The organism is Desulfitobacterium hafniense DCB-2 (assembly GCF_000021925.1).
GTDB lineage: Bacteria > Bacillota > Desulfitobacteriia > Desulfitobacteriales > Desulfitobacteriaceae > Desulfitobacterium > Desulfitobacterium hafniense.
In genome coordinates this window covers 5,134,088-5,154,184 of record NC_011830.1, presented here as the reverse complement: position 1 = coordinate 5,154,184, position 20,097 = coordinate 5,134,088, and the positions used below count along the sequence as shown (strand labels likewise).

Here is a 20,097-nt window from a genome sequence, read left to right as displayed (position 1 = left end):
AAGCTATGCAATACAAGAAGCCTAGTACTCTGTAACACCTAAATCCTTACCTTTCCGGCGGTTAAATTTCCGTATGACTGCGTTGTCGTCAATCGCCATACGACCGGTATTGCTCATTCCTCCGCCTTGTCCTACGAAAATTTTCCTCGCCGGGCAATGCAAGTTTTAAGTGTCACAGAGTACTAGGAAATACTAAATTTAAATGGCTACTTGAGGTGTGAATTAATGCAAAGAAAATTAATTGAAATTGAAAGGCGCTATGACGAGCTGACCCAGCTCTTAAGCGATCCTGAGGTCATCGGCAACCAGAGCGAATGGCAAAAATATGCCAAAGCTCAAGCGGGAATGACGGATATTGTGGAAGCCTTCCGTGAGTATTCTGAAGTTGTGAAACATCTGGAAGAGACACAGGGACTGCTTGAGGAAAAGTTAGACCCTGAATTTAAGGAAATGGCTGAGCTGGAGCTTGAGGAACTCACCGAAAAGCGGGATGAGCTGGAAGAGAAAATGAGAATTCTGCTCTTGCCCAAAGACCCTAATGATGATAAAAACGTCATTATGGAAATCCGTGCCGGTGCGGGGGGCGAAGAGGCGGCGCTTTTTGCCGGGGATCTCTATCGCATGTACACCAAATACGCTGAACACCAAGGCTGGCGCACAGAGCTTTTAAGCGCCAGTTACACCGATATCGGGGGCTTTAAAGAAATTATTTTCCTTATCGAAGGACAAGGAGCTTATAGCAAGCTGAAGTTTGAAAGCGGCGTTCATCGGGTGCAGCGGGTACCCACGACAGAGTCCGGCGGCCGGATTCATACCTCCACCACCACGGTGGCGGTGCTTCCCGAGGCGGAAGAAGTGGATGTTGCCATCAACCCCAACGATTTGCGCATTGATATCTTCTGCTCCAGCGGTCCCGGGGGACAGTCGGTCAATACCACTCAATCCGCGGTTCGCATCACCCACGTTCCCACAGGTACTGTTGTCTCCTGCCAAGACGAGAAGTCTCAGCTGAAGAACAAAGAAAAAGCCCTGCGGGTTCTGCGGGCCCGTCTCCTGGAGCGTGCTCAGGAAGAGGCTATGGGCGAATTGGCCAGTGAGCGCCGCAGTCAGGTGGGAACCGGGGATCGCAGTGAGCGAATCCGCACCTATAACTTCCCTCAAGGCCGGGTGACAGACCACCGTATCGGCTTGACCCTCCATCGCCTGGATTCCATCTTGTTAGGAGAGCTGGATGAGGTGATCAATGCCTTGATTACAACGGATCAAGCCGAGCGTCTGAAATCGGAGGCATAATGCGGATCATTGATGCTCTTTTATGGGGAGAGCAGGAATTAAACCTTGCCCAAGTGGACAATCCGCGCTGGGATGCGGATCTCCTGCTTGGGCATATTCTCAGCTTAAGGCGGGAACAACTTTATTTGGAGAGAGAGCAAACCCTTGGCCCTGAGCAGGAGGCTGCTTATCAACAGATGATTAGCCGCAGGGCCAGGCGGGAACCTCTTCAATACATTGTAAAGCACCAGGAATTTATGGGGCTTGATTTTTATGTGGATGAAAGAGTTCTGATTCCCAGGGCAGACACAGAGATCCTCGTGGAAAAGGTCCTGGAATTAAAAAAGGAATGGCAGCATTCAGCGGATAGGGGAGGTAGCGAGGAATCCCCCCACATCGCGGATCTCTGCACAGGCAGCGGAGCTTTGGCGATCAGTATTGCTCACTTTTGGCCTCAGGCTGAAGTTGTTGGGACAGACTTATCCAGGGATGCCCTGGATGTGGCACGGTTCAATGGCGAGCGGCTTGGGGTGCGGATCCAATGGCGTCAAGGGGATTTTTTAGAACCCCTTCGCGGGGATAGCTGGGATCTTATCGTAAGCAATCCGCCCTATGTAACCCAGGCAGAATATGGGGAACTGGCCCCGGAACTAGCTAAAGAACCGCGGATGGCTTTTCTGGGCGGAGCAGACGGCCTGGATTTTTATCGGGAGCTGGCCCGGGAAGGCCGTTCCCTGCTCAGGGAGAAGGGTATAATCCTGATGGAGATCGGTTGGCAGCAAGGAAATTCGGTGGCAGAACTTTTTCAGCAACAGGGCTTCCAGACTCAGATCCTTCAGGATTTGGGGGGAAGAGATCGGGTAGTTTTCGCGAGGTGAGAATTTTGCAAACAAAACGGGTGACGATCGATGCACAGCATCCTCAGACAGAGTGGATTAAAGAGGCAGCCCAGCTGATTCGCGAAGGGCAATTGGTGGCCTTGCCCACGGAGACGGTCTATGGTTTAGGGGCTAATGCCATGGATGCCCATGCCTGCCAGGAGATTTTTAAAGTCAAGGGCAGACCTCAGGATAATCCTCTGATCGTTCATATCTCAGACTTGGCAATGGTCAAAAGGCTGGTGGAGGAATGGACCCCTCAAGCAGCCCTTTGTGCAGATAAGTTTTGGCCGGGTCCCTTGACCCTGGTCCTGGAAAAGACCGCCTTTGTACCGGATGTGGTCAGCGGGGGCTTAGGAACTGTGGCCATTCGGATGCCCCAACACCCGGTGGCTCTGGAGCTCATTAAGGAGGCCGGGGTTCCCATCGCTGCCCCCAGTGCCAATCTTTCCGGGAAGCCCAGCCCTACCCGGGGAATTCACGTCTGGAAGGATTTAAAGGGCAAGATTCCCCTGATCTTGGATGGGGGACCTTGCGCCGTGGGTGTTGAATCCACAGTCCTGGATTTGACAGGTGAAGTGCCGACCATCCTTCGTCCGGGAGGCATCACCAAAGAGCAGCTGGAGGAAGTCTTGGGAGAAGTGGCGGTGGATCGCCCTGCACCGGATCAGGCACCGAAGGCTCCCGGCATGAAATACCGCCATTATGCCCCCAAGGGGGAGCTGACCTTGCTTATTGGTGAGAGGAAAAACGTGATCCGCAAAATAAAAGACGAGCTTCGCAAGGGGCATTCCCGGTTGAAGAAGGTAGGCATTCTCTGCACCCTGGAAAGTGCGCCAGAGCTGCACAGCCAGCTTCCGGATCTGCTCTTTGTCTTAGGATCGGAGCATCATCCTGAAGAGGTAGCCGGGAACCTCTACCAGGGTTTAAGGCTCTGTGATGAGCAGGGCATGGATATGATCCTGGCCGAAGGAGTTTCCGAAAAGGGTCTGGGTTTCGCCATCATGAACCGGCTGCAGAAGGCTTCCGGACAGAGGGTTATGCGGGTGTAAGCATGCAACCTCCCCCCATGGCATAGAATTACAGAGATATTGTATTCTACCTTCGAACAGGAGGAATGGGGATTGAATCTTGCATGGATCTTGGCTCTGTCCGTTGCTTTAGGGGCGGATGCCTTTTCTCTGGCCTTGGCTATCGGCCTGGTAGGAGTCGGAAAAAGGATGACCTTAAGGCTTTCTCTGTTGGTGGCTGTCTTTCATGTTTTTATGCCCTTAGGGGGGCTGTTTTTAGGACAGACTCTGGGAATGTTTCTCGGTCATTTAGCCAAAGGGATAGGTGCCCTGGTGCTCCTCTGGTTAGGGGGACGGATGATTTTCCATGTCTGGAGACCGGAGGCGGAATATATTCCTCTTTCGAAAGCCAGAGCAAATCTTAATCGCCGGCAATTGCCCACCGGGGTTTCCCTGAGCGGCATCGGTATGTATGCTTTGGCAGCCAGTGTAAGCCTGGACGCCCTTAGTGTAGGATTTTCTTTAGGGACAGTGGACAGCCGCATCGGGCTTACGGTTCTGGTTATGGGTACTGTAGCGGGAATCATGATGGGGGGCGGTTTGGTCCTCGGCCGCTATGTAGGTTCCTGGCTGGGAAAACGGGCTGAAATCGTCGGGGGCTTTGTTCTCGTGATCATTGGTCTAAGGATGTTATTGGGATAGGAGTAGTCGGGCGTGCGAATTGTATTTGTTTGTACCGGCAATACATGCCGGAGCCCCATGGCTGAAGGTTTAGCCAGGGAGATTTTGGGAGCGGATATCCAGGTGGAGTCCGCAGGTTTAGCAGCTTGGGAGGGAGAGCCTGCCGCTGCCCAGGCGGTTCAGGTCTTAAAGGAAAAAGGCATCGATCTCACGTCACATCAAGCTCGCTTGGCTCGCAGGGAAATCCTGGCTTCTGCAGATTGGATTATTCCCATGACCGGTGCTCACGAGGTGCAGCTTAAGGGGGCCTTCCCTGAGTTTGCCGCGAAAATCAAGAGGTTGGGGCGCTGGGCCGGAGACGGAAAAGATCAGGATATTCCGGATCCCTGGGGCGGAAGTGTGGAGCGGTACCGCCGGTGTGCGGAAGACATGGAGGTTTTGCTCCATAAGGTCAAAGCAAGCCTGGAGGGGCGGCATTGAACGAGGCTGCTTTCAGTAATCATAGCTTGGGAAAATCATGGACAAACTAAGGCGCGATGGCTATTATGTGCGAAAATTTTCCTCGCCGGGCAAGGCAAGTTTTAAGTATTACAGAGTATTAGGCAGGGATTGGCTGATTAATGTAGAAAACTGCTATAGATATTGGAGGTGTCCCTTTTGAAAATTGCACTAGGAGCAGATCATGGGGGGTACGAACTTAAAAATGAGATTCGTGCCCATTTAGAAGAACAAGGGATTGAGATTCTGGATTTCGGCACCAACACTAAAGATTCTGTGGAGTATCCCAGGTATGGTTTCTATGTAGGTGATGCAGTGACTAAAGGCAAAGCAGACTTAGGAATTGTGGTCTGTGGTACGGGCTTAGGGATCTCCATCGCTGCCAATAAAGTACCAGGGGTTCGTGCTGCAGTCTGCACTGAGACCTATTCCGCACGTATGGCGCGGGAACATAATAATGCCAATATCCTGGCTCTCGGAGGCAGAGTCACCGGTTTGGGCTTGGCCTTGGATATCGTGGATATGTTTGTTAAAACTCCTTTTGCCGGTGGACGACATGCTTGTCGGGTCGATCTCATCGAGGCCATTGAAAAAGGAGATACTCTCTAATTCCCTGTACGGAGGCAATCATCAATGAATTTTGAGGATATGGATAAAGCCTGGAATCAAGCTTTAGAAGAATTCTTTGCCCAAGCTGGTTTAAAACCCAGGCAAATCGTCGTGCTTGGCTGCAGTACCAGTGAGGTTATGGGACAACATATCGGGAAGGCAAGCAGCGAAGAGGTGGCAGAGGCCCTTCTTCCCCCTTTATTAGCCAAAGTCAGGGCGCGGGAGCTCTATTTGGCTATTCAGGCCTGTGAACATTTGAACCGCGCTCTGGTGGTGGAAGAAGCTTGTGTGGACCAGTACGGCCTTGATGCCGTAACCGTGGTCCCTTCCCTGCTGGCCGGAGGCTCCATGGCGGTTAAAGCTTGGCAGAACTATCAAGCACCGATGATGGTGGAAACCATCCGCGGGCATGCCGGAATTGATGTAGGAGATACCTTTATCGGGATGCACCTGCGGCCGGTGGTTGTACCCATACGCCCTTCCATTAAGTCAATCGGCCATGCCCACCTTACCATGGCCAGAACCCGGCCGCGGCTGATCGGCGGCCCGAGGGCGATGTACCCCGTAGTATGATGATTTTCAATAAGTCTCGTTTAATCTTTAGAGGCAGGAGTGTGGGTAATATGGATTATATTAAGGAATGGATTCTCCCTCAGGATCCCGAAGTGGCGGAGGCTATTGCCCAGGAGGAACAAAGGCAGCGCTATAAAATCGAGCTGATTGCCTCAGAGAATTTTGTGAGCCGAGCGGTCATGGCCGCCCAGGGTTCCGTTCTTACCAATAAGTATGCGGAAGGATATCCGGGAAAACGCTATTATGGCGGCTGTGAGTATGTGGATATCGTTGAGGATCTGGCCCGGGAGCGGGTGAAAAAGCTTTTTGGTGCGGAACATGCCAATGTCCAGCCTCATTCCGGCGCCCAGGCTAATACCGCTGTATATTTTGCCATGCTTAAACCCGGGGATACGGTTCTCGGCATGAATCTTTCCCATGGGGGTCATTTAACCCACGGCAGCCCGGTGAATATCTCCGGGATGTATTATAACTTTGTCGCCTATGGGGTGGATCAAGTCACCGAACGCATTGATTATGATGTGGTGCGCCAATTAGCCCTTGAGCATCGCCCTAAGCTGATTGTAGCGGGAGCCAGTGCCTATCCCAGACAAATCGACTTTGCCCGCTTAAGAGAAATTGCCGATGAGGCAGACTCTTACTTCATGGTGGATATGGCCCATATTGCGGGCCTGGTGGCAGCCGGGCTTCATCAAAACCCTGTTCCCTACGCACATTTTGTAACCACCACCACTCATAAAACCCTGCGGGGCCCCCGGGGGGGACTGATTCTATGCCAAGAAGAATTTGCCAAAGCTATCGATAAAGCCATCTTCCCCGGCATTCAGGGCGGCCCGCTGATGCATGTGATCGCGGCTAAGGCTGTTGCCTTCGGCGAGGCTTTAAAGCCGGAATTCGTGGAATATCAAAAACGCATTGTGGAGAATGCTAAAGTATTATCGGAAACTCTGGCGGAAAAAGGCTTCCGCATCGTTTCCGGAGGTACGGACAACCATTTGATGCTTGTGGATGTACGGTCTAAAGGCTTGACAGGGAAAGAAGCAGAGTATATTTTAGATGAGGTCGGTATTACGGTGAATAAGAACACCATCCCCTATGATCCGGCCAGCCCTATGGTAACCAGCGGCATCCGCATCGGCACCCCTGCCGTGACCAGCCGCGGTATGGATACCCTGGCGATGAAAAAGATTGCCGCAGCCATCGACATTGCTTTATCAGAACCCAATGAAGCGGGGGCTGCCAAAGCCCGGGATATGGTTGCAGCACTCTGCGCGGAATACCCGCTCTACCCAAATCTAGATTAGGAGTTGACACCCATGGCAAAAGTTCATATTCTGGATCATCCTTTGATACAGCATAAATTATCCTTAATCCGAGACGAAAATACAGGGTCCAAAGACTTTCGTGAACTGGTAGAAGAAGTTTCCATGCTTATGGCCTATGAAGTGACCCGGGATTTTCCTCTGCAGGATGTGGAAGTAAAGACCCCGGTGGCTACGATGACAGCCAAGGCAATAGCCGGACGCAAAGTCGGGTTGATTCCGATCTTAAGAGCCGGTCTGGGCATGGTGGATGGCATGCTGAGATTAATCCCCACCGCCAAAGTTGGCCATGTGGGGCTTTATCGGGATCCGGAAACACTGAAGCCGGTGGAATACTACTGCAAACTCCCTACCGATGTGGAAGAGCGTGATTTGATCGTCATTGATCCTATGCTGGCTACGGGGGGATCGGCTACGGCAGCCATCACCTTTCTGAAAGACAGGGGAGCAAAAAGCATCAAGCTGATGTGCCTGATCGCTGCTCCGGAAGGGATCAAAGAAGTTCAGAACTACCATGACGATGTGGATATTTTTGTGGCGGCAGTGGACGATTATTTAAACGACCACGGCTATATCATTCCGGGTCTCGGTGATGCCGGGGATCGGTTGTTTGGTACCAAATGAAAGAGTTAGAACGGCCCAGTTGGGATGAATATTTTATGCAGATGGCACAAGTTGTAGCCGGACGCTCCACCTGCCTGCGCCGTCAAGTGGGCGCTGTGATCGTCAAGGATAAGCAGATCCTCAGCACCGGTTATAACGGCAGTCCTACAGGATTGAGTCACTGTGCCCAAAAAGGCTGCCTCAGACAGCAGCTGGGTATTCCTTCCGGAGAACGGACAGAGATTTGCCGGGCGGTCCATGCGGAGCAAAATGCTTTGGTTCAGGCAGCCAAGCATGGGGTTTCTATTAATGGAGCGGATATCTATACCACATTTCAGCCCTGTGTGCTTTGCACGAAGCTCCTCATTAATGCCGGGATAAAGCGGGTCTTTTTCCTGTATCCCTACCCGGATTCACTGGCTTTGGAGATGGCGGCCGAGGCTGAGCTGGAACTTATTCAGCTGGAATTTCCCAACTCAATATAATGCAGAAAAGGGCTAGGGATTTCCCTAGCCCTGTCAGCATATTATTGAAAGGATCTGAAAGCTGATTCTCCAGGATTTTGTTTTACACCGGTCGCTTCATAAGCTGCGCGGACAAAACTACCGCTCAAGTCCTCCGCTCCGAAAGGTACCCCGCCAAATCGCTCCTGCTCAATGGCGGGTTGGAAACGTCCTGTTTCCAACCTTTCTCCGCTGCGTGCTTTTCGCGAAGTTTTGTTTCCGCTCGCTTAAAGTCGCTTCCCTTGTGTAAAACAAAATCCTTGGGCTGGTTTTCGAGTTTAAGCGGTACGGATGCTAGGCAGTTATCTGACCTAGCTCTGGAGCTATTGAGTACGTGAGATCTGATGTTAGAAAGCCTCCGGTGGAGGGTTTCAGGATCTCACGTCCGAAGGTACGTTGTCTGCAAAGCTACAAGACCCAGATATAAAGAAAGATACATTAATGGCAAAGGAGCGTATTCAAGTGGAAGGTAAAAAGGTTATGGTAGTCTTCGGGACACGGCCTGAAGCGATTAAGATGGCTCCCGTTGTTCAAGCGCTGAAAAGAACGTCTCTGCACTGTGAGATTGCTGTGACTGCCCAGCATCGGGAAATGCTGGATCAGGTGTTGGAGCTGTTTCAGATTAAGCCGGATTATGACTTGAATCTTATGCAGGCGGGACAGACTTTAACGGACATTACAACCCGCGCCCTCCAAGGACTGAAGGATGTGCTGGAACAAGCCAGGCCTGATCTGGTTCTGGTCCACGGAGATACCACAACCACCTTTGTGGCGGCTTTAGCAGCCTTTTATGCTCAAATTCCCGTAGGTCATGTGGAAGCGGGGTTGCGCACAGGCCATAAATATTCTCCTTTCCCGGAGGAAATGAACCGCAAACTGGCTGGAGTTTTAACGGATTTGCATTTTTCGCCTACGGAAACATCGAAAAGAAATTTATTGGCTGAAGGGGTCCCGGAAGAGAAAATATATGTCACAGGCAATACAGTGATCGACGCCTTGCTGACCACTGTAAAAAAGGATTATACCTTCTCTGATGCCGCCTTAAGGGAAATATTGGGTCAGAGTGCAGGACAGCGCATGATTCTTGTCACCACTCATCGCCGGGAAAACCTCGGTGAGCCTATGCGGCAGATCTATCGGGCTTTAGCAGAGGTTTTGGAGCATTATCCGGATACTTATGTGGTGTTCCCTGTGCATAAGAACCCCTCTGTCCGCCAAGTAGTCAATGAAGTTCTGGGTCATAATCCCCGGGTCCATATGATTGAGCCTCTGGACTATGAACCCTTTGTCAACCTTCAGGCTCAAGCCAATATCATTCTGACCGATTCCGGAGGAATTCAGGAAGAAGCCCCTTCCCTGGGAATCCCCGTGCTGGTGGTTCGGGATACCACCGAGCGGCCCGAAGCGGTGGAGGCCGGGACCGTATCTTTAGTGGGAACAAGCTATGAAAAAGTTCTTCAGGAACTGAGCCGCCTCCTGGGTAATCAGGAAGCTTATGAACAGATGGCTCATGCGGTTAACCCCTATGGTGACGGCCGGGCGGCAAGCCGGATCGCGAAGATTACTGAAGATTTTCTTCAAGCATAGAGGGCTTGGGAAAAGACGGCCAGAGAGTGTCAGAGAGTATCAGAGGATGTTAGAGACTGTTGAAGCTTGTTGTGGGCTGTGTTATTCGGGTGTGGCCTTCTCGCTTTCCTTAACTGGTGCGGCGAGGGCCTTTTCCTCCAGGCTTGATAAATAGTTCTTTGCTTCATCGTAGAGTCTGCTTGCCAGTTCAACGAACATGTTATAGCTAAAGACTAATCGCACATATTTGGGCAAAAGCTGATACCCTTTTTCCACCACGAAACCGAATTTCTCTTCCCCGGTCTGCAGCGCATACTCCTCAGCCTGCTTCTCCAGTCTCAGCATCAGCGAGAGCACAATCTTCCCCGCCTTGGTCCTTCCCTGGCTGATCAGATAAATAATAAAGACTGCCACAACAAGCAGCAGCCCCCAAAAGTTCTGGATATAACCTAATGCGGTTTCCATGGCCGATCTCTCCTTACAATCCTAATTTCGCAGTCTCTATCCGGTCACTTCCGGCATAGTAGTAATTTCTGTTGCCGTTTGTTCCCTGCACTCCAACCCAGTGCTTATGCTTGGCCTGGATATTCTCTGCAAAGGCTTTATGGACCATCGGGCATTTCAGCTTAAAGCTGAGCAAAAGCGCAGCTCCGACATCTCCATCGGCATAGATTACGAGGTGATCCACGTCATGCTCTCCTTTCAAATCAGCAAATAACTCTGCCCAGGGAAACTTAGCCCCTGGGCAGTTTGGTCTGTTGATACTGTCAATTCTATAGTGGCCAATGATATGCCGGCTATCAATGGTGATCGCTGGGTACTTGGTGATGAGCTGCTTGTGGAGCCATAGGGTGGCCTGATACTGAGCTTCTGTCAGCTCATCTCCAGGCATTCCTTCGTGTTCAATGCCGATGGTATAGTAGTTGGGATTTGTTCCATCATACAGGCTCCAATCGGGTTTGTTCACTATGCCTGCATGCCAGGCTGTGTTTTCATCTTTGACCAGCTGCAGTATGCGGCCGTTTCTCAAAACCAAATAATGTGCACTTGCCTGGGAGCCAGAACGCTGCATCCAGTCTAAACAGCCCGGATAATAGCCGGCGGTGATATGATTGACAATGGCCAAGGGCTGGAGACCGTTGCGGCCATACCTAAAGTTGGGGGTACCTACCCATTCTATTTGCGGCATGATTACTCTTCTTTCTGCTCGATGCGGTCAATCCGCTTGTGAGCTTGTTTTGATGATTCTTCAACCCGGGTAAGGCGTTCACCCATGGCATCTACGCGCTGCCCGTGGGTACGCTGTTCAAGTCGGATATCATCTACTCCGCGCTTAAGATACTCCATATCTGTGCGGAGGGCGGTGTCGACCTCGGCATCTTTTCTGACGTCCTTCTCTGCTTCCTTAGCTCTTGCCGACCAGCCTAAGATGATTCCGGACAAAGCAGCCGATACCCCAAGGAGGGCAGTGATGAGTGTAAAGTCCAAAGGTGATCACCTGCCTTTTCTTGAGTGGAAGAGCCAAGCCTTGGATTTGGGGATAAAAAATACGCCCTGTGTTGGCGTTGTGGTATTGCGTAAAATAGGGCTATTGCGCAGTAAGCAACTCTTCTGCAGCTTCCCGATACTCAGGAATTTTAATGTCAGTTAAAACAAAAGGCAGACCAGTCTGAATATTGACTGCTCCGTTCTTAATCCAGTCTGCAAGCCACTTCACATATAACTCAACCATGTTAAATTACCCCCTGTGCAATTAACAATTGTTGTTGTAGCTCTTCGTATGTCAGCGTGTGCTCTCTGTAAGAGTCAACAACTACTGTCCTAGTTTGGACATCAACATGATATGCGTCTACGTCCCTTAAAGTAGTGTCTCCATAAGGTAAATCTATAAAATCAATAGATTCTGGCCTTAATCCTTCTTGGAGATTACCAGACATTTCCTCCAAGCAGTAATTCAAAACCCTGCCATTGCTCGGGTCAAAGATAATTCTTTTACCATATTCCATATTTAACACCTCGATATTATTCAATTGCAATCCAATTCATGGTTTTTGCATTATACGAGTTAAAAACGAAGTAACCATTTCCTACGCTTAAAATATTGCCTGTGTTTATATAGGTTGCATTTACTCCTTGGGCAAATGAAATCCAGTATACTTTCGAGTTATTACCCACATCGCGCATAAGTATCCAGTGAGGGGTAAAGTCTAAGCCGCTTATTGTCTGATCGTTGCCTGTTGCTGCTACAGTTCCAGTAGCTACCTTTTTCATCCCCGCCCCATTTATAGCTGTTCCAGCCAACCCCAAAATGCTTTTACCAGCCAAGATATTTGCAGCTGCCCAATTCGGGTCATAGACACGAACATAAGCAACAGACCCATCATAGTATCCAGCAGGCGGTCTAAGCCAAATCTCATTTTCAACATATACACCGGTAGCTCCTGTTGCCCACTGAGTATTATCTGTGAAATTTGGTATAGAACCGTTTACCAACCCGCCTTCTGTTCCTACCGTATACCCAGCCAATACTTGCCCTGCTCCTGCTGTTCCGTATTCACCCCCTTCACCCTGTAAGATGAAAACCGGTCCTTCGGCATTATATCTAAAAGTATAAATACCGCCAGCTTTCAATTTTCCAGATGTAATTAAGTTCAAATCAGCTTTAAGTATATTTTTTGCCCCTAATCCATTGATGTTTAAAGTAGATGACCCTGTGTTAGTCACGTTTATTTTTACTGAAATAGCCATACCATCCACATATGATGTAGGAGCAGGGTTTAATGTTACTGCATAGGCATTTGCCGCGCCTGTGGCTACAGCATATGGTATATGTTGCACTTTATCCGCCAAATGCGTAGCAAGAGTATCACCTTCGGCGTTAACCAATACATTCTCGGCAGTGGTAATAGGCAAAACGGAATCCCAGCCATTGTTCGTTGCATTGCGCTTCTTTATAACTGTATTGTATGTTGTCATCTTTAGCCCTCCCTATACAATTGCATACCATAAATCGCCAGCAGCGGGACTACTTGGCTCATTGGCGTTTACTATCACTCTGGGTAACGCATCAAGTTTTGATTTATCCACACCGCTCATCAGACCGGCATTACCGCCTGCTATGGCACCCGGAATTACGTCGGCACCACCCGTGATATGTGTTGCTCCGTGGGCAGAGGGTGTACCTGACGCGTGTGAGTGTGAAGATATCACTCCTGTAAGTTTGGCCTCAATCTCGGCTTTGATGATGTCACTATTTTTCTGAGCATTAGCTGGAGCGTGGGCGGATTGGCTATGATCGTAAGCTGTTTTTCCACGATCACCGCGATAGGCTGTACTTGAAGTTTCACCCAAGGCCAGTGAAGCACTTATTTCAACATAACCAGTACCACCCCAGCGATAGGTTTTATTCGTATCTATTGCGATGTAGATTTTCCCAGTTTCGCCGGTCGAGGGAAATGCGGCCTGATTTGTGTATTCTAAAACATCGTCTACATAGGATGGCAACTGCGATGCAGGCACTTTGCCGCTTGCATCGAGTTCAGCATACCCGTTAGCCGTTCCTTTTTTACTCACATTTTCCGGCGTAAAACCCAGAGCAGTTTGCTTACCATTCCATGATGCTTTTTCAGTATCTGACACAAACCTTTTAGCCGCGGACTCAGTTACGTTCTCAGCTTTTGTCTTCGGGTAGAGATTATCCCAAATTTCTCCGTTTCTTTGTTTGATTTGGACGTTTATATCAGCCATGGTATTGTCCACCTCTTCCTTTATTAACTTTTAATAGGCTCAAACCAATAACCATCGATTTCCGGTGGAGTAGTGCTGGTTTGAGCATTTGCAATATTTACTCCACCGCCATCAAAATTTGCTTCAGATCCTATTGCGAACCACAGTGTTTTATGGTTCGCTGCTGATGGTTCCTCTTCTTGCAAATATATACTTTCCGCCTTATGCGCAGCAAGTGCGCTCGCCACGGCTCCGGCTGCAGAGCCTGCGGCACTATCCGCGTAGGACTTGGCAGCAGCCTCCGCCGCATCGGCTTTGGCTTGAGCTCCGGGGATAGTTTCCGCATGCTCATCCACAGCCTGAAGCATTTCTCTGATGGCTTGCCTTGAAACATTTTCGTTTCCCAAGGGTAAGGGTATTCCTAATCGTGCTGATTGTTCTGGCATCAGCTAAGCACCTCCAATTCATTCCAGGTAAGATCTTGAGCATCCAACTGATCCCAAGTCCAGTTTTTTGCATCAAGTTCATACCACACCAGATAAGTAAATTCATAGATGGCTTTCAGATGAGCCGGTTTTATCTCCTCAACTGCATCTTTAAGATCGTCCAGATTGGGTGGTATTCCTTTGGCCCCTATAAATTTCACAGTAAATTGATAATTGGCGTTATCTTCGGCAATTTCTACTTCCCCATTGCTGAAGCTTTCCGCAGCATTTTTAATCATCGCGTTTGTCGTTGAACCTTGGCCGCGCATCTTGCTTAATAGTCTGGTTCTGCGGTAATCATAAGATTTTAAGATATCTGTTTTAATTCCATAGGCCTGCTCCCAGTAGCTTAGTCCCCAGGTAGCTGTGTTGACATCCAGCTGCTTAAACACATCGGCTTTAGCCGCCGTTGCAGCCGCGATGTGATTTCCCAAAGCCTCCTGCAGTTCCACGACTTCCTGACTGTTCTTGTAATTGGCCGGCAATAACTCAATCAGCTCCGCCATTAACTGATCACCACCATTCCTGCTACAGGGACCTCATTAGCGGCGATGGTAATATTTGATGTTCCGCCATTGACGGTTAGATCCTCATAGTCAATGACACCTTCGATATCCAGGAGCATAAAAGCAAGGCGATTGTAAATCAATTCGTACTTTTCAAAAGCAATGCTCTGCAAATAAGCGTTCAAGCTGTTCGCGAAAGCTTCCTTCACCGCGGACTTGGTGGTTGTACTTTCAATAGTAATTGTTGCCTCTACGTTAATCATAAGTGCCGAGGCGCTTTCTACTGTCACCGCCGCTCCAATGGGCCTATTCTGTTGGATATGGTCAGCGCAACGGGTCACAACCTCTTGATCCACAGGAGCTTTAGCAGGGCTTACGATCAGGACCTTAACCGTGCCCGGTCCATTCCAGAGGGGAGCTACCTTTACCCCTCCCACACCATCAACAGCCAAAGCCCATTGTTCATAATGGTAAACATTGCCGCTGGTTGCCGGCTTGCGAAGATAGGCATAGAGCCTTTCGACCAGGCTTTTATCGCTTTCCGGGTCTGTGCCCCCGACAGCAGCATCATTGGTTACGCCGGTAAGTCCCGAGATACTGACAATCTGCTGAGTAATGCTGCCGCCGGGAACATTGTAGGCTTCGCCTGCTTCAGCCGCTATGGCTGTGGTGCGGGCTGCTCCGGCGGTGATCGTAACCGCCGACTCAGTCACAAATTCCAGGCCGTCACCTGTTAGAAAAACCGTCCCTTTAGGAACCACCTTACCGTCAACTCCTGTGAAGTGCAGCACTGCGGTAGCCTTTGTACCGGATTTTCTGGTGATCCCATAATGGGCAGCCTTTTTGTCAATATATACTCCGGAGGTCTCATCCACATAGACCATGGGAATAAGAGCATTCAAGCTGTCGTAAAGCTTCCAGATTGCTAAAGCAGTCGGGCTGACAAGATTATTCGTATAGCTTCCTTCCCGGACATCTACCAGCGCAAGTTCATTTAGGATATTTTCTTTGATACTTTCAGGAGTAATCGTTTCAAACATTGAGATTCACCTCCCCATAAACTGTGATTATTCTGCAGCTAACCTTTACTGTTTCATTGGCAAAATTAACTGTTATATCGGCTACATCTGTAATATATGGATTGATTAACAGGCATTCCCTTACAAATCGGGTTACCTCAGAACGCTTGAGGTCATCCGTAAAAGGCTGGCCAATCAACTGCTCCACTTCGTTGCCATAATTCCAAGTGTAGATCTCATGCCGGTACCTGGGGGTATGGAGAGCGTTCCATGCCCAAACCAAAACGGCCCGTGCCCCGGTGACAAAAGAGGGTGAGCCGTTTTTATAGATCGGTATATCCAGTTCAAAGTCCCAGTCCACTTCCCGGCAGAGGGGTAACGCTGTTTCAACCCTTGCCGCCCCCGGCTGAATCATCGGGAAAAGGCTCATAGGCTCACCACCTTGCAGAGTACGATAAATTTTTGATTATCCTCAAGAGAGATCAGCAGGACAGTGTCGCCTTCAGCCAAACTGCCCTCTATGCCGGCGGTAGCCGACATACTGCCGCCACTGACCGCCAGATTCCCTGTATCACCATGAAAAGTTCCGGTAAGATTTCCGGATAGTTCCGACATGGATAGGGCTTCAGTACGCCGCGCAATTCCCCCATTGATCAGCAGATCGTCCCCGGACAAAATGATGCCTGATGTACTTACTTTAAGGGGATTAACGTTAACGACTTTCCCTAAGCGATAAGATGTGGGCAGTTGTTCTTTAGCTTCACCGCGCATAGTCTCCAAAAGTCTAGTGTAAGGGTTATCTTCCATAGTTAAGTGTCATTCCTTTCGCTGCACTCAAGACCCAGAATTGAATGAAGGTCTTCAACCGGCTGCCTTTTCGCCGCTTTGGTTCGGCAATGTGCCCACTTCCTTTTCGTCCATGATGTTCTTAAAATTGATAACCAGCTTGTTGAGATAAAGACCATTCTTCCAGGTATGAGTGTCACTATCAATGTAAAACAGTCCGTAAAGCCCGGTGTAGGGTTCCCGGACCACTACGGTGCCCCCGGAGACATTGGCCGCATTGCCGAGATTATTGATGGTAATCTTCTGTTGCAGGCCATTGTCATCCAGCATGTCCTGAGCTCTCTTTCCGGCATTCTCATCATCTGACTGCCGGATATAGTCTTGCAGCAATCCGTACAGCCCAATGGATTCATCATTTTTGACACGGCGGATCAAATTGTCATCTTTATCGTAGATCGCAATTTGGTTGATCAGGCTCCTTATACTTTCTGAGGTGCTGGCCTCTATGAGATTGGAGCCGCCCTCAATCACCTGAGTCTCATCGGTAACCTTTTTTTCCAGGACATAAAGCTTTGGCCCTTTAAAGACCAGGTAGTATTTCTTCTTGGTCTGGTAAGAGGCCAGGGTGTAGGCAGTTTGGATGATATCATACAGTGTCGAACCAAGGAAATTACGGCTGATTTTAACTCCTGTATCAATGATTTCCCCGATTTCGATGTCAAAATCGGCACAGATCCTTTTGGCAATCGCCTCCGGAGCTTGATTTGTGAATTTATATGAGATTTTGTTGCGTTTGAGATAGATTCCCCGGTCAAAGCAGGTAATATCAATAGTACTGCTTCCTGTATTCTTGGTGCGCTCAAATATATAGCCTTCGAATAATGTGTTGTTGTCCTGTATGAGCAGGATAGAATGGCCCAGCTCGCATTGGAGCTCGGGTATATGCTTGTCAAGAGGAGAGGACAAGAGACTGAAATCCAAGGTTCTGGCACATTGCTGATAGTCTCCGGACCACGTTATCTGGGGGACCAGCTGGCTTATATCGAATGTTCCCTCCGTGTTTTTCAAAAGCAGTTTAACCACTCTGACTGGTCACCTCCCCGATACCAATTGGCTTTTATCCGGCATGCTGAGTATTTGTTCGGGAAATATCAAATGCGGATTTGTTAGGCCATTAGCGTCAGCCACTTTGGGATAGAGATTGGCGTCCCCATAAAGCTTTCGGCAGATGGAGCTCAGAGTATCTCCGCTTTCGACTGTATACGCTGTGGGCTTGTCGATGGCTGCGGCGGCAGGTCGGGGTTGGTTCTCAGTTCCGCTTTGCTCAACTTTTACGGCATTTAATTGCCGGTATTCGCGCAGAGTAAGGGTAGCGTAAACATCATGGGTCCCGTCCCGCTCTGAGTAAGCAATGGACTCAACTAAAACAGGGAGATTGACGGGGGTGTCCGGGATAACAAAGCGAATCACTTTGCGTTTATCGCAGAATTTTTGAAAGGTCTTCACATAGGTATAAGGATTCTCATCGGTAAGGGCAAAGGGGTAGGGCTGGGCAGGGAAGAGACAGTCTATTTTGATGGCGGCAAGGGTCCCATAGCCCGCTATATTAACATCACCAAGAGTATGAATATGGATGGTCTCTATCTTTATACCATGGGTAATCGTAAAGGACGGGGGCGTAACGGGAAGCAGGAGTTCCCGGTTTCCATCCTTGAAGATGAATTTTCGCAAACAATTCGCCTCCTTTTTGGGGTAGAAAAAAAGCACCCCCATTGTAGAGCGCTTGTAGGATAAGGACATTCACCTGTTCCTGAAAAGTGGCATAGACTATGGTGTATGTTTATGCGGACTCAAGGTAATTTCTCTCAGTAGGATTGGTGAAATTCCCAAACGTTTGGGAATTTGGAATAAGAAAAGTATCTAAAAATCAAATGGCCAGTGCTGAGGCCCTCGTCAGGTTCCTGGCCAGCTCACGGGCTACTTTGCCGATATCCGCCTCCTCCCTGATAATGAAGCTGTTGCCGGTGATGCTTATAGTGCTTGACCCGGAACCTTTTAAGGCCCGTGCCTCGCTGGCGGTCAGAACCCGCTCCCCTTCGTGGAGCAGCGCCGGGAAATTATTGTAAGGCACATAGCTTAGGCCATAGGCTTGCTTGCGTCCCCCTCTCATTGATCCGCCGTATTGCTTGTATAATTCCTTCTCTTCATCGGTAAGGCTATCCAACTTCACCACTGAGTTTTCGGCAATTGCCGATGCGGCCCCCATTGAAAAAACTAACCCCATCTCATACCCGGCATTATGATATTCATCTCTTAAGGCCGCATCGTTTCTGATTCTGCCTACAAGCTTTTTATTCGAATCTATCATTAATTGCGCCCCATCGCTGGCGTTATACTCATCCTGTGCTATTGCCTGGGCTTCGGCAAGCAGCCCTCCCATCTTAGCTCCGGCTTCTTCAGAGTTGCTTGAGGCATATTCGGTGTATTCTTCATACAAGCCCATAAGCCTGTTTTTAACGTCGTCGCTAAAAATAGAGCTAATATTACCTGTCATAACTGCAGTTACAGCATCTCTTTCATATTGTTCAGATAGATTTTCTAATGACGCCCGCCACTCCCCAATCATGCGGTTAGCTTCTTTTAATTTCTCACCACTCTCCCCCTCAAAGTAATCCGTCTGGGCTTGTAAACCTTTTTTGCGTTCCTCTGCAAACCCCTCCCCCATGGATGCATCCATATTATCTCGGGCATTCTCTAAGTTACTCGTAAGTCCTTGGTAGCTTTGATTCAGTTTGTCCATATTCCCGGCATACTCTGCGCCCATATAATCGGCGATTGCTTTAGCGGCCTCGACACCGGAGATTTTCCCTGTGGAGACCATTTCCTGTACCTCAGCTTCGGTTACAGTTTCGGTTACACTGAATGCCTTGGCGAGGGATTCCCAAACCGGGATACGTCTTTCAAGCAAGGGATTCAGGAGCGCCTGTGTGGTTTGCTCGCTGGACCTCAGACGCCCCAAACTGGCGGCTACGTAGTTCATGTCCTCACTGCTCATACCCAAAGCCGTTCCGGCATCTCCGATTTTGGTAAGTTCCTCAAATAATTCGTCTTGCTTATAGCCGTTCTCGATCATCGTCTTGCTTATAGTGGCGAGCTGATCATAGTCAAAGGGTGTGGCTACGGCAAAGCCCGCCATCTCCGCCAGGAAATCCTTAGCAGCCGCATCACTGCCTAAGAGGGTTCCAAAGGATAGCTGTTTTTGTTCGCGGTTTCCTGCAATGCTTATTCCATGGGCCAGTGTATCTTCCTGGGATTGCTTGATGGTATTATACTGTTCCTGCACATAATCTTTAAAGGCATCGTCCTTTTTGTTATTGATGGATGTTGTACCATTTATCAGACCTAATCCTAAACCTGCAGCTATTCCGACGACTGTTCCAATAACCGGGGGACCAACCGCTGATCCTATCGCCGCGCCTGAAATCACTCCACTCAGCGCATTTTGAAACATAGTACCTGCATCTGAGCCATATGCGCTGGTGACATGCGCATTCGCAATTTGTGTCACGGTATCTTCCAAAAGCTTTCCCGCCCCTGCTGTTGCCAGCTCGCCCAGCAAACTTTTGCCGGTGCTCCATCCGGCCCCTGCCCGGTGTTCGCTTTTGCTTATTGCTCCGGTCAAGCTAAGGATATCTTTCTCCGCTTGATGAGCACTATCTGAGACTAAATCGAAGTTTCTTCTGACATTCTCATAATTCGCATTGCTTAATTCCATAAACATCTTATCAAAAGCATCTCCGGTTGAGGCAAACTGCTTTTCTGCTTTTTGTAACGTTTGTTGTGCCTTGTCCATGTCGACCTTAAGACTGATTTTTGTTTTATTTAAAGCATCCAGTTTAGACGAAAGACCCGTAAGATCCTTACTAAAGGACTGGTTAGCATTGCGTATCGTGGTAATCGCCTGAGTATAGTTATCCTGAGCCGAAATGTTTATACTAATATCACGAGACATATTTGGTATCCCCCTATTGCTTTACGTAGATGGGAAAATGGTACAATA

The 20,097-nt window shown here is 49.2% G+C and carries 26 protein-coding genes; 11 read left to right on the top strand and 15 right to left on the bottom strand.

All coding sequences use genetic code 11. The annotated features are described in order from the left end of the window. Positions 1-225: 225 nt before the first annotated feature. The 11 genes from prfA (at position 226) to wecB (ending at position 9,536) form a co-directional block, all read left to right on the top strand. Complete coding sequence (prfA, locus tag DHAF_RS24080; RefSeq protein WP_005815392.1) at positions 226-1,293, top strand: peptide chain release factor 1; 1,068 nt, start codon at positions 226-228, stop codon at positions 1,291-1,293. Then, complete coding sequence (gene prmC / locus DHAF_RS24075; protein WP_005815394.1) at positions 1,293-2,150, top strand: peptide chain release factor N(5)-glutamine methyltransferase; 858 nt, start codon at positions 1,293-1,295, stop codon at positions 2,148-2,150. Before prfA ends, prmC begins: the two co-directional genes overlap by 1 nt. Positions 2,151-2,155: 5 nt before the next feature. Next, complete coding sequence (locus DHAF_RS24070) at positions 2,156-3,202, top strand: L-threonylcarbamoyladenylate synthase (protein ID WP_015945497.1); 1,047 nt, start codon at positions 2,156-2,158, stop codon at positions 3,200-3,202. Positions 3,203-3,274: 72 nt separating this feature from the next. After that, positions 3,275-3,862: a manganese efflux pump MntP gene (locus tag DHAF_RS24065; protein ID WP_015945496.1), complete on the top strand. Its 588-nt coding sequence runs from the start codon at positions 3,275-3,277 to the stop codon at positions 3,860-3,862. Positions 3,863-3,874: 12 nt separating this feature from the next. Next, positions 3,875-4,321, top strand: coding sequence for a low molecular weight protein arginine phosphatase (locus DHAF_RS24060; RefSeq protein ID WP_015945495.1), 447 nt, complete (start codon positions 3,875-3,877; stop codon positions 4,319-4,321). A gap of 177 nt (positions 4,322-4,498) precedes the next feature. Continuing rightward, on the top strand, positions 4,499-4,948 hold the full coding sequence (gene rpiB, locus DHAF_RS24055; RefSeq protein WP_015945494.1) for a ribose 5-phosphate isomerase B: 450 nt from the start codon (positions 4,499-4,501) through the stop codon (positions 4,946-4,948). A gap of 24 nt (positions 4,949-4,972) precedes the next feature. Next, on the top strand, positions 4,973-5,521 hold the full coding sequence (locus tag DHAF_RS24050) for a TIGR01440 family protein (protein ID WP_005815404.1): 549 nt from the start codon (positions 4,973-4,975) through the stop codon (positions 5,519-5,521). A gap of 50 nt (positions 5,522-5,571) precedes the next feature. Next, positions 5,572-6,825, top strand: coding sequence for a serine hydroxymethyltransferase (locus DHAF_RS24045; RefSeq protein ID WP_015945493.1), 1,254 nt, complete (start codon positions 5,572-5,574; stop codon positions 6,823-6,825). Positions 6,826-6,837: 12 nt separating this feature from the next. Next, positions 6,838-7,467 carry a uracil phosphoribosyltransferase gene (gene upp / locus DHAF_RS24040; RefSeq protein WP_005815407.1) on the top strand — a complete coding sequence of 210 codons (630 nt, stop codon included), beginning with the start codon at positions 6,838-6,840 and terminating at the stop codon, positions 7,465-7,467. Beyond that, a complete protein-coding gene (locus DHAF_RS24035) occupies positions 7,464-7,931 on the top strand; it encodes a deoxycytidylate deaminase (protein WP_005815410.1) in 468 nt (155 codons plus the stop codon). Before upp ends, DHAF_RS24035 begins: the two co-directional genes overlap by 4 nt. Positions 7,932-8,345: 414 nt before the next feature. After that, positions 8,346-9,536 carry a non-hydrolyzing UDP-N-acetylglucosamine 2-epimerase gene (wecB, locus tag DHAF_RS24030; RefSeq protein WP_005815411.1) on the top strand — a complete coding sequence of 397 codons (1,191 nt, stop codon included), beginning with the start codon at positions 8,346-8,348 and terminating at the stop codon, positions 9,534-9,536. Positions 9,537-9,617: 81 nt separating this feature from the next. Here the strand turns inward: wecB and DHAF_RS24025 are convergent, their stop codons facing one another. From DHAF_RS24025 to DHAF_RS23960, 15 genes are all read right to left on the bottom strand, one after another. After that, the gene (locus tag DHAF_RS24025; RefSeq protein WP_015945490.1) at positions 9,618-9,980 is read right to left on the bottom strand and encodes a hypothetical protein; all 363 of its coding nucleotides are present in this window, start codon (positions 9,978-9,980) and stop codon (positions 9,618-9,620) included. A gap of 13 nt (positions 9,981-9,993) precedes the next feature. Further along, positions 9,994-10,704, bottom strand: coding sequence for an N-acetylmuramoyl-L-alanine amidase (locus tag DHAF_RS24020; RefSeq protein WP_015945489.1), 711 nt, complete (start codon positions 10,702-10,704; stop codon positions 9,994-9,996). A 2-nt stretch (positions 10,705-10,706) separates the two neighbouring features. Continuing rightward, on the bottom strand, positions 10,707-11,003 hold the full coding sequence (locus DHAF_RS24015) for a hypothetical protein (protein ID WP_015945488.1): 297 nt from the start codon (positions 11,001-11,003) through the stop codon (positions 10,707-10,709). 100 nt (positions 11,004-11,103) lie between these two features. After that, on the bottom strand, positions 11,104-11,247 hold the full coding sequence (locus DHAF_RS26230) for a hypothetical protein (RefSeq protein ID WP_005817277.1): 144 nt from the start codon (positions 11,245-11,247) through the stop codon (positions 11,104-11,106). Between the two features lies 1 nt (position 11,248). After that, on the bottom strand, positions 11,249-11,521 hold the full coding sequence (locus DHAF_RS24010; protein WP_015943418.1) for a hypothetical protein: 273 nt from the start codon (positions 11,519-11,521) through the stop codon (positions 11,249-11,251). Between the two features lie 16 nt (positions 11,522-11,537). After that, a complete protein-coding gene (locus tag DHAF_RS24005; RefSeq protein WP_015945487.1) occupies positions 11,538-12,491 on the bottom strand; it encodes a hypothetical protein in 954 nt (317 codons plus the stop codon). A gap of 12 nt (positions 12,492-12,503) precedes the next feature. Continuing rightward, positions 12,504-13,262: a hypothetical protein gene (locus DHAF_RS24000; RefSeq protein WP_015945486.1), complete on the bottom strand. Its 759-nt coding sequence runs from the start codon at positions 13,260-13,262 to the stop codon at positions 12,504-12,506. A 23-nt stretch (positions 13,263-13,285) separates the two neighbouring features. Continuing rightward, complete coding sequence (locus DHAF_RS23995) at positions 13,286-13,687, bottom strand: hypothetical protein (protein WP_015945485.1); 402 nt, start codon at positions 13,685-13,687, stop codon at positions 13,286-13,288. Beyond that, complete coding sequence (locus tag DHAF_RS23990) at positions 13,687-14,232, bottom strand: putative phage tail protein (RefSeq protein WP_015945484.1); 546 nt, start codon at positions 14,230-14,232, stop codon at positions 13,687-13,689. The genes DHAF_RS23995 and DHAF_RS23990 overlap by 1 nt, the downstream gene beginning before the upstream one ends. Continuing rightward, the gene (locus DHAF_RS23985; protein ID WP_015945483.1) at positions 14,232-15,272 is read right to left on the bottom strand and encodes a baseplate J/gp47 family protein; all 1,041 of its coding nucleotides are present in this window, start codon (positions 15,270-15,272) and stop codon (positions 14,232-14,234) included. The genes DHAF_RS23990 and DHAF_RS23985 overlap by 1 nt, the downstream gene beginning before the upstream one ends. Continuing rightward, entirely contained in the window at positions 15,265-15,681 is a 417-nt protein-coding gene (locus DHAF_RS23980; RefSeq protein ID WP_015945482.1) for a DUF2634 domain-containing protein, read from the bottom strand. The genes DHAF_RS23985 and DHAF_RS23980 overlap by 8 nt, the downstream gene beginning before the upstream one ends. After that, the gene (locus tag DHAF_RS23975; RefSeq protein ID WP_015945481.1) at positions 15,678-16,058 is read right to left on the bottom strand and encodes a DUF2577 domain-containing protein; all 381 of its coding nucleotides are present in this window, start codon (positions 16,056-16,058) and stop codon (positions 15,678-15,680) included. The genes DHAF_RS23980 and DHAF_RS23975 overlap by 4 nt, the downstream gene beginning before the upstream one ends. 54 nt (positions 16,059-16,112) lie before the next feature. Next, positions 16,113-17,120, bottom strand: coding sequence for an XkdQ/YqbQ family protein (locus DHAF_RS23970; RefSeq protein ID WP_015945480.1), 1,008 nt, complete (start codon positions 17,118-17,120; stop codon positions 16,113-16,115). A 9-nt stretch (positions 17,121-17,129) separates the two neighbouring features. After that, positions 17,130-17,768 carry a LysM peptidoglycan-binding domain-containing protein gene (locus DHAF_RS23965; RefSeq protein ID WP_041272030.1) on the bottom strand — a complete coding sequence of 213 codons (639 nt, stop codon included), beginning with the start codon at positions 17,766-17,768 and terminating at the stop codon, positions 17,130-17,132. A 196-nt stretch (positions 17,769-17,964) separates the two neighbouring features. Then, complete coding sequence (locus DHAF_RS23960; protein WP_015945478.1) at positions 17,965-20,049, bottom strand: tape measure protein; 2,085 nt, start codon at positions 20,047-20,049, stop codon at positions 17,965-17,967. Positions 20,050-20,097 lie beyond the last annotated feature (48 nt).

Excerpts from the sequence above, each read along its gene's own strand:
- prfA (WP_005815392.1), top strand. The coding sequence starts at position 226 with ATGCAAAGAAAATTAATTGAAATTGAAAGGCGCTATGACGAGCTGACC.
- prmC (WP_005815394.1), top strand. The coding sequence starts at position 1,293 with ATGCGGATCATTGATGCTCTTTTATGGGGAGAGCAGGAATTAAACCTT.
- DHAF_RS24050 (WP_005815404.1), top strand. The coding sequence starts at position 4,973 with ATGAATTTTGAGGATATGGATAAAGCCTGGAATCAAGCTTTAGAAGAA.
- DHAF_RS24045 (WP_015945493.1), top strand. The coding sequence starts at position 5,572 with ATGGATTATATTAAGGAATGGATTCTCCCTCAGGATCCCGAAGTGGCG.
- upp (WP_005815407.1), top strand. The coding sequence starts at position 6,838 with ATGGCAAAAGTTCATATTCTGGATCATCCTTTGATACAGCATAAATTA.
- DHAF_RS24035 (WP_005815410.1), top strand. The coding sequence starts at position 7,464 with ATGAAAGAGTTAGAACGGCCCAGTTGGGATGAATATTTTATGCAGATG.
- DHAF_RS24025 (WP_015945490.1), bottom strand. The coding sequence starts at position 9,980 with ATGGAAACCGCATTAGGTTATATCCAGAACTTTTGGGGGCTGCTGCTT.
- DHAF_RS24020 (WP_015945489.1), bottom strand. The coding sequence starts at position 10,704 with ATGCCGCAAATAGAATGGGTAGGTACCCCCAACTTTAGGTATGGCCGC.
- DHAF_RS26230 (WP_005817277.1), bottom strand. The coding sequence starts at position 11,247 with ATGGTTGAGTTATATGTGAAGTGGCTTGCAGACTGGATTAAGAACGGA.
- DHAF_RS24010 (WP_015943418.1), bottom strand. The coding sequence starts at position 11,521 with ATGGAATATGGTAAAAGAATTATCTTTGACCCGAGCAATGGCAGGGTT.
- DHAF_RS24005 (WP_015945487.1), bottom strand. The coding sequence starts at position 12,491 with ATGACAACATACAATACAGTTATAAAGAAGCGCAATGCAACGAACAAT.
- DHAF_RS24000 (WP_015945486.1), bottom strand. The coding sequence starts at position 13,262 with ATGGCTGATATAAACGTCCAAATCAAACAAAGAAACGGAGAAATTTGG.
- DHAF_RS23995 (WP_015945485.1), bottom strand. The coding sequence starts at position 13,687 with ATGCCAGAACAATCAGCACGATTAGGAATACCCTTACCCTTGGGAAAC.
- DHAF_RS23990 (WP_015945484.1), bottom strand. The coding sequence starts at position 14,232 with ATGGCGGAGCTGATTGAGTTATTGCCGGCCAATTACAAGAACAGTCAG.
- DHAF_RS23985 (WP_015945483.1), bottom strand. The coding sequence starts at position 15,272 with ATGTTTGAAACGATTACTCCTGAAAGTATCAAAGAAAATATCCTAAAT.
- DHAF_RS23980 (WP_015945482.1), bottom strand. The coding sequence starts at position 15,681 with ATGAGCCTTTTCCCGATGATTCAGCCGGGGGCGGCAAGGGTTGAAACA.
- DHAF_RS23975 (WP_015945481.1), bottom strand. The coding sequence starts at position 16,058 with ATGGAAGATAACCCTTACACTAGACTTTTGGAGACTATGCGCGGTGAA.
- DHAF_RS23960 (WP_015945478.1), bottom strand. The coding sequence starts at position 20,049 with ATGTCTCGTGATATTAGTATAAACATTTCGGCTCAGGATAACTATACT.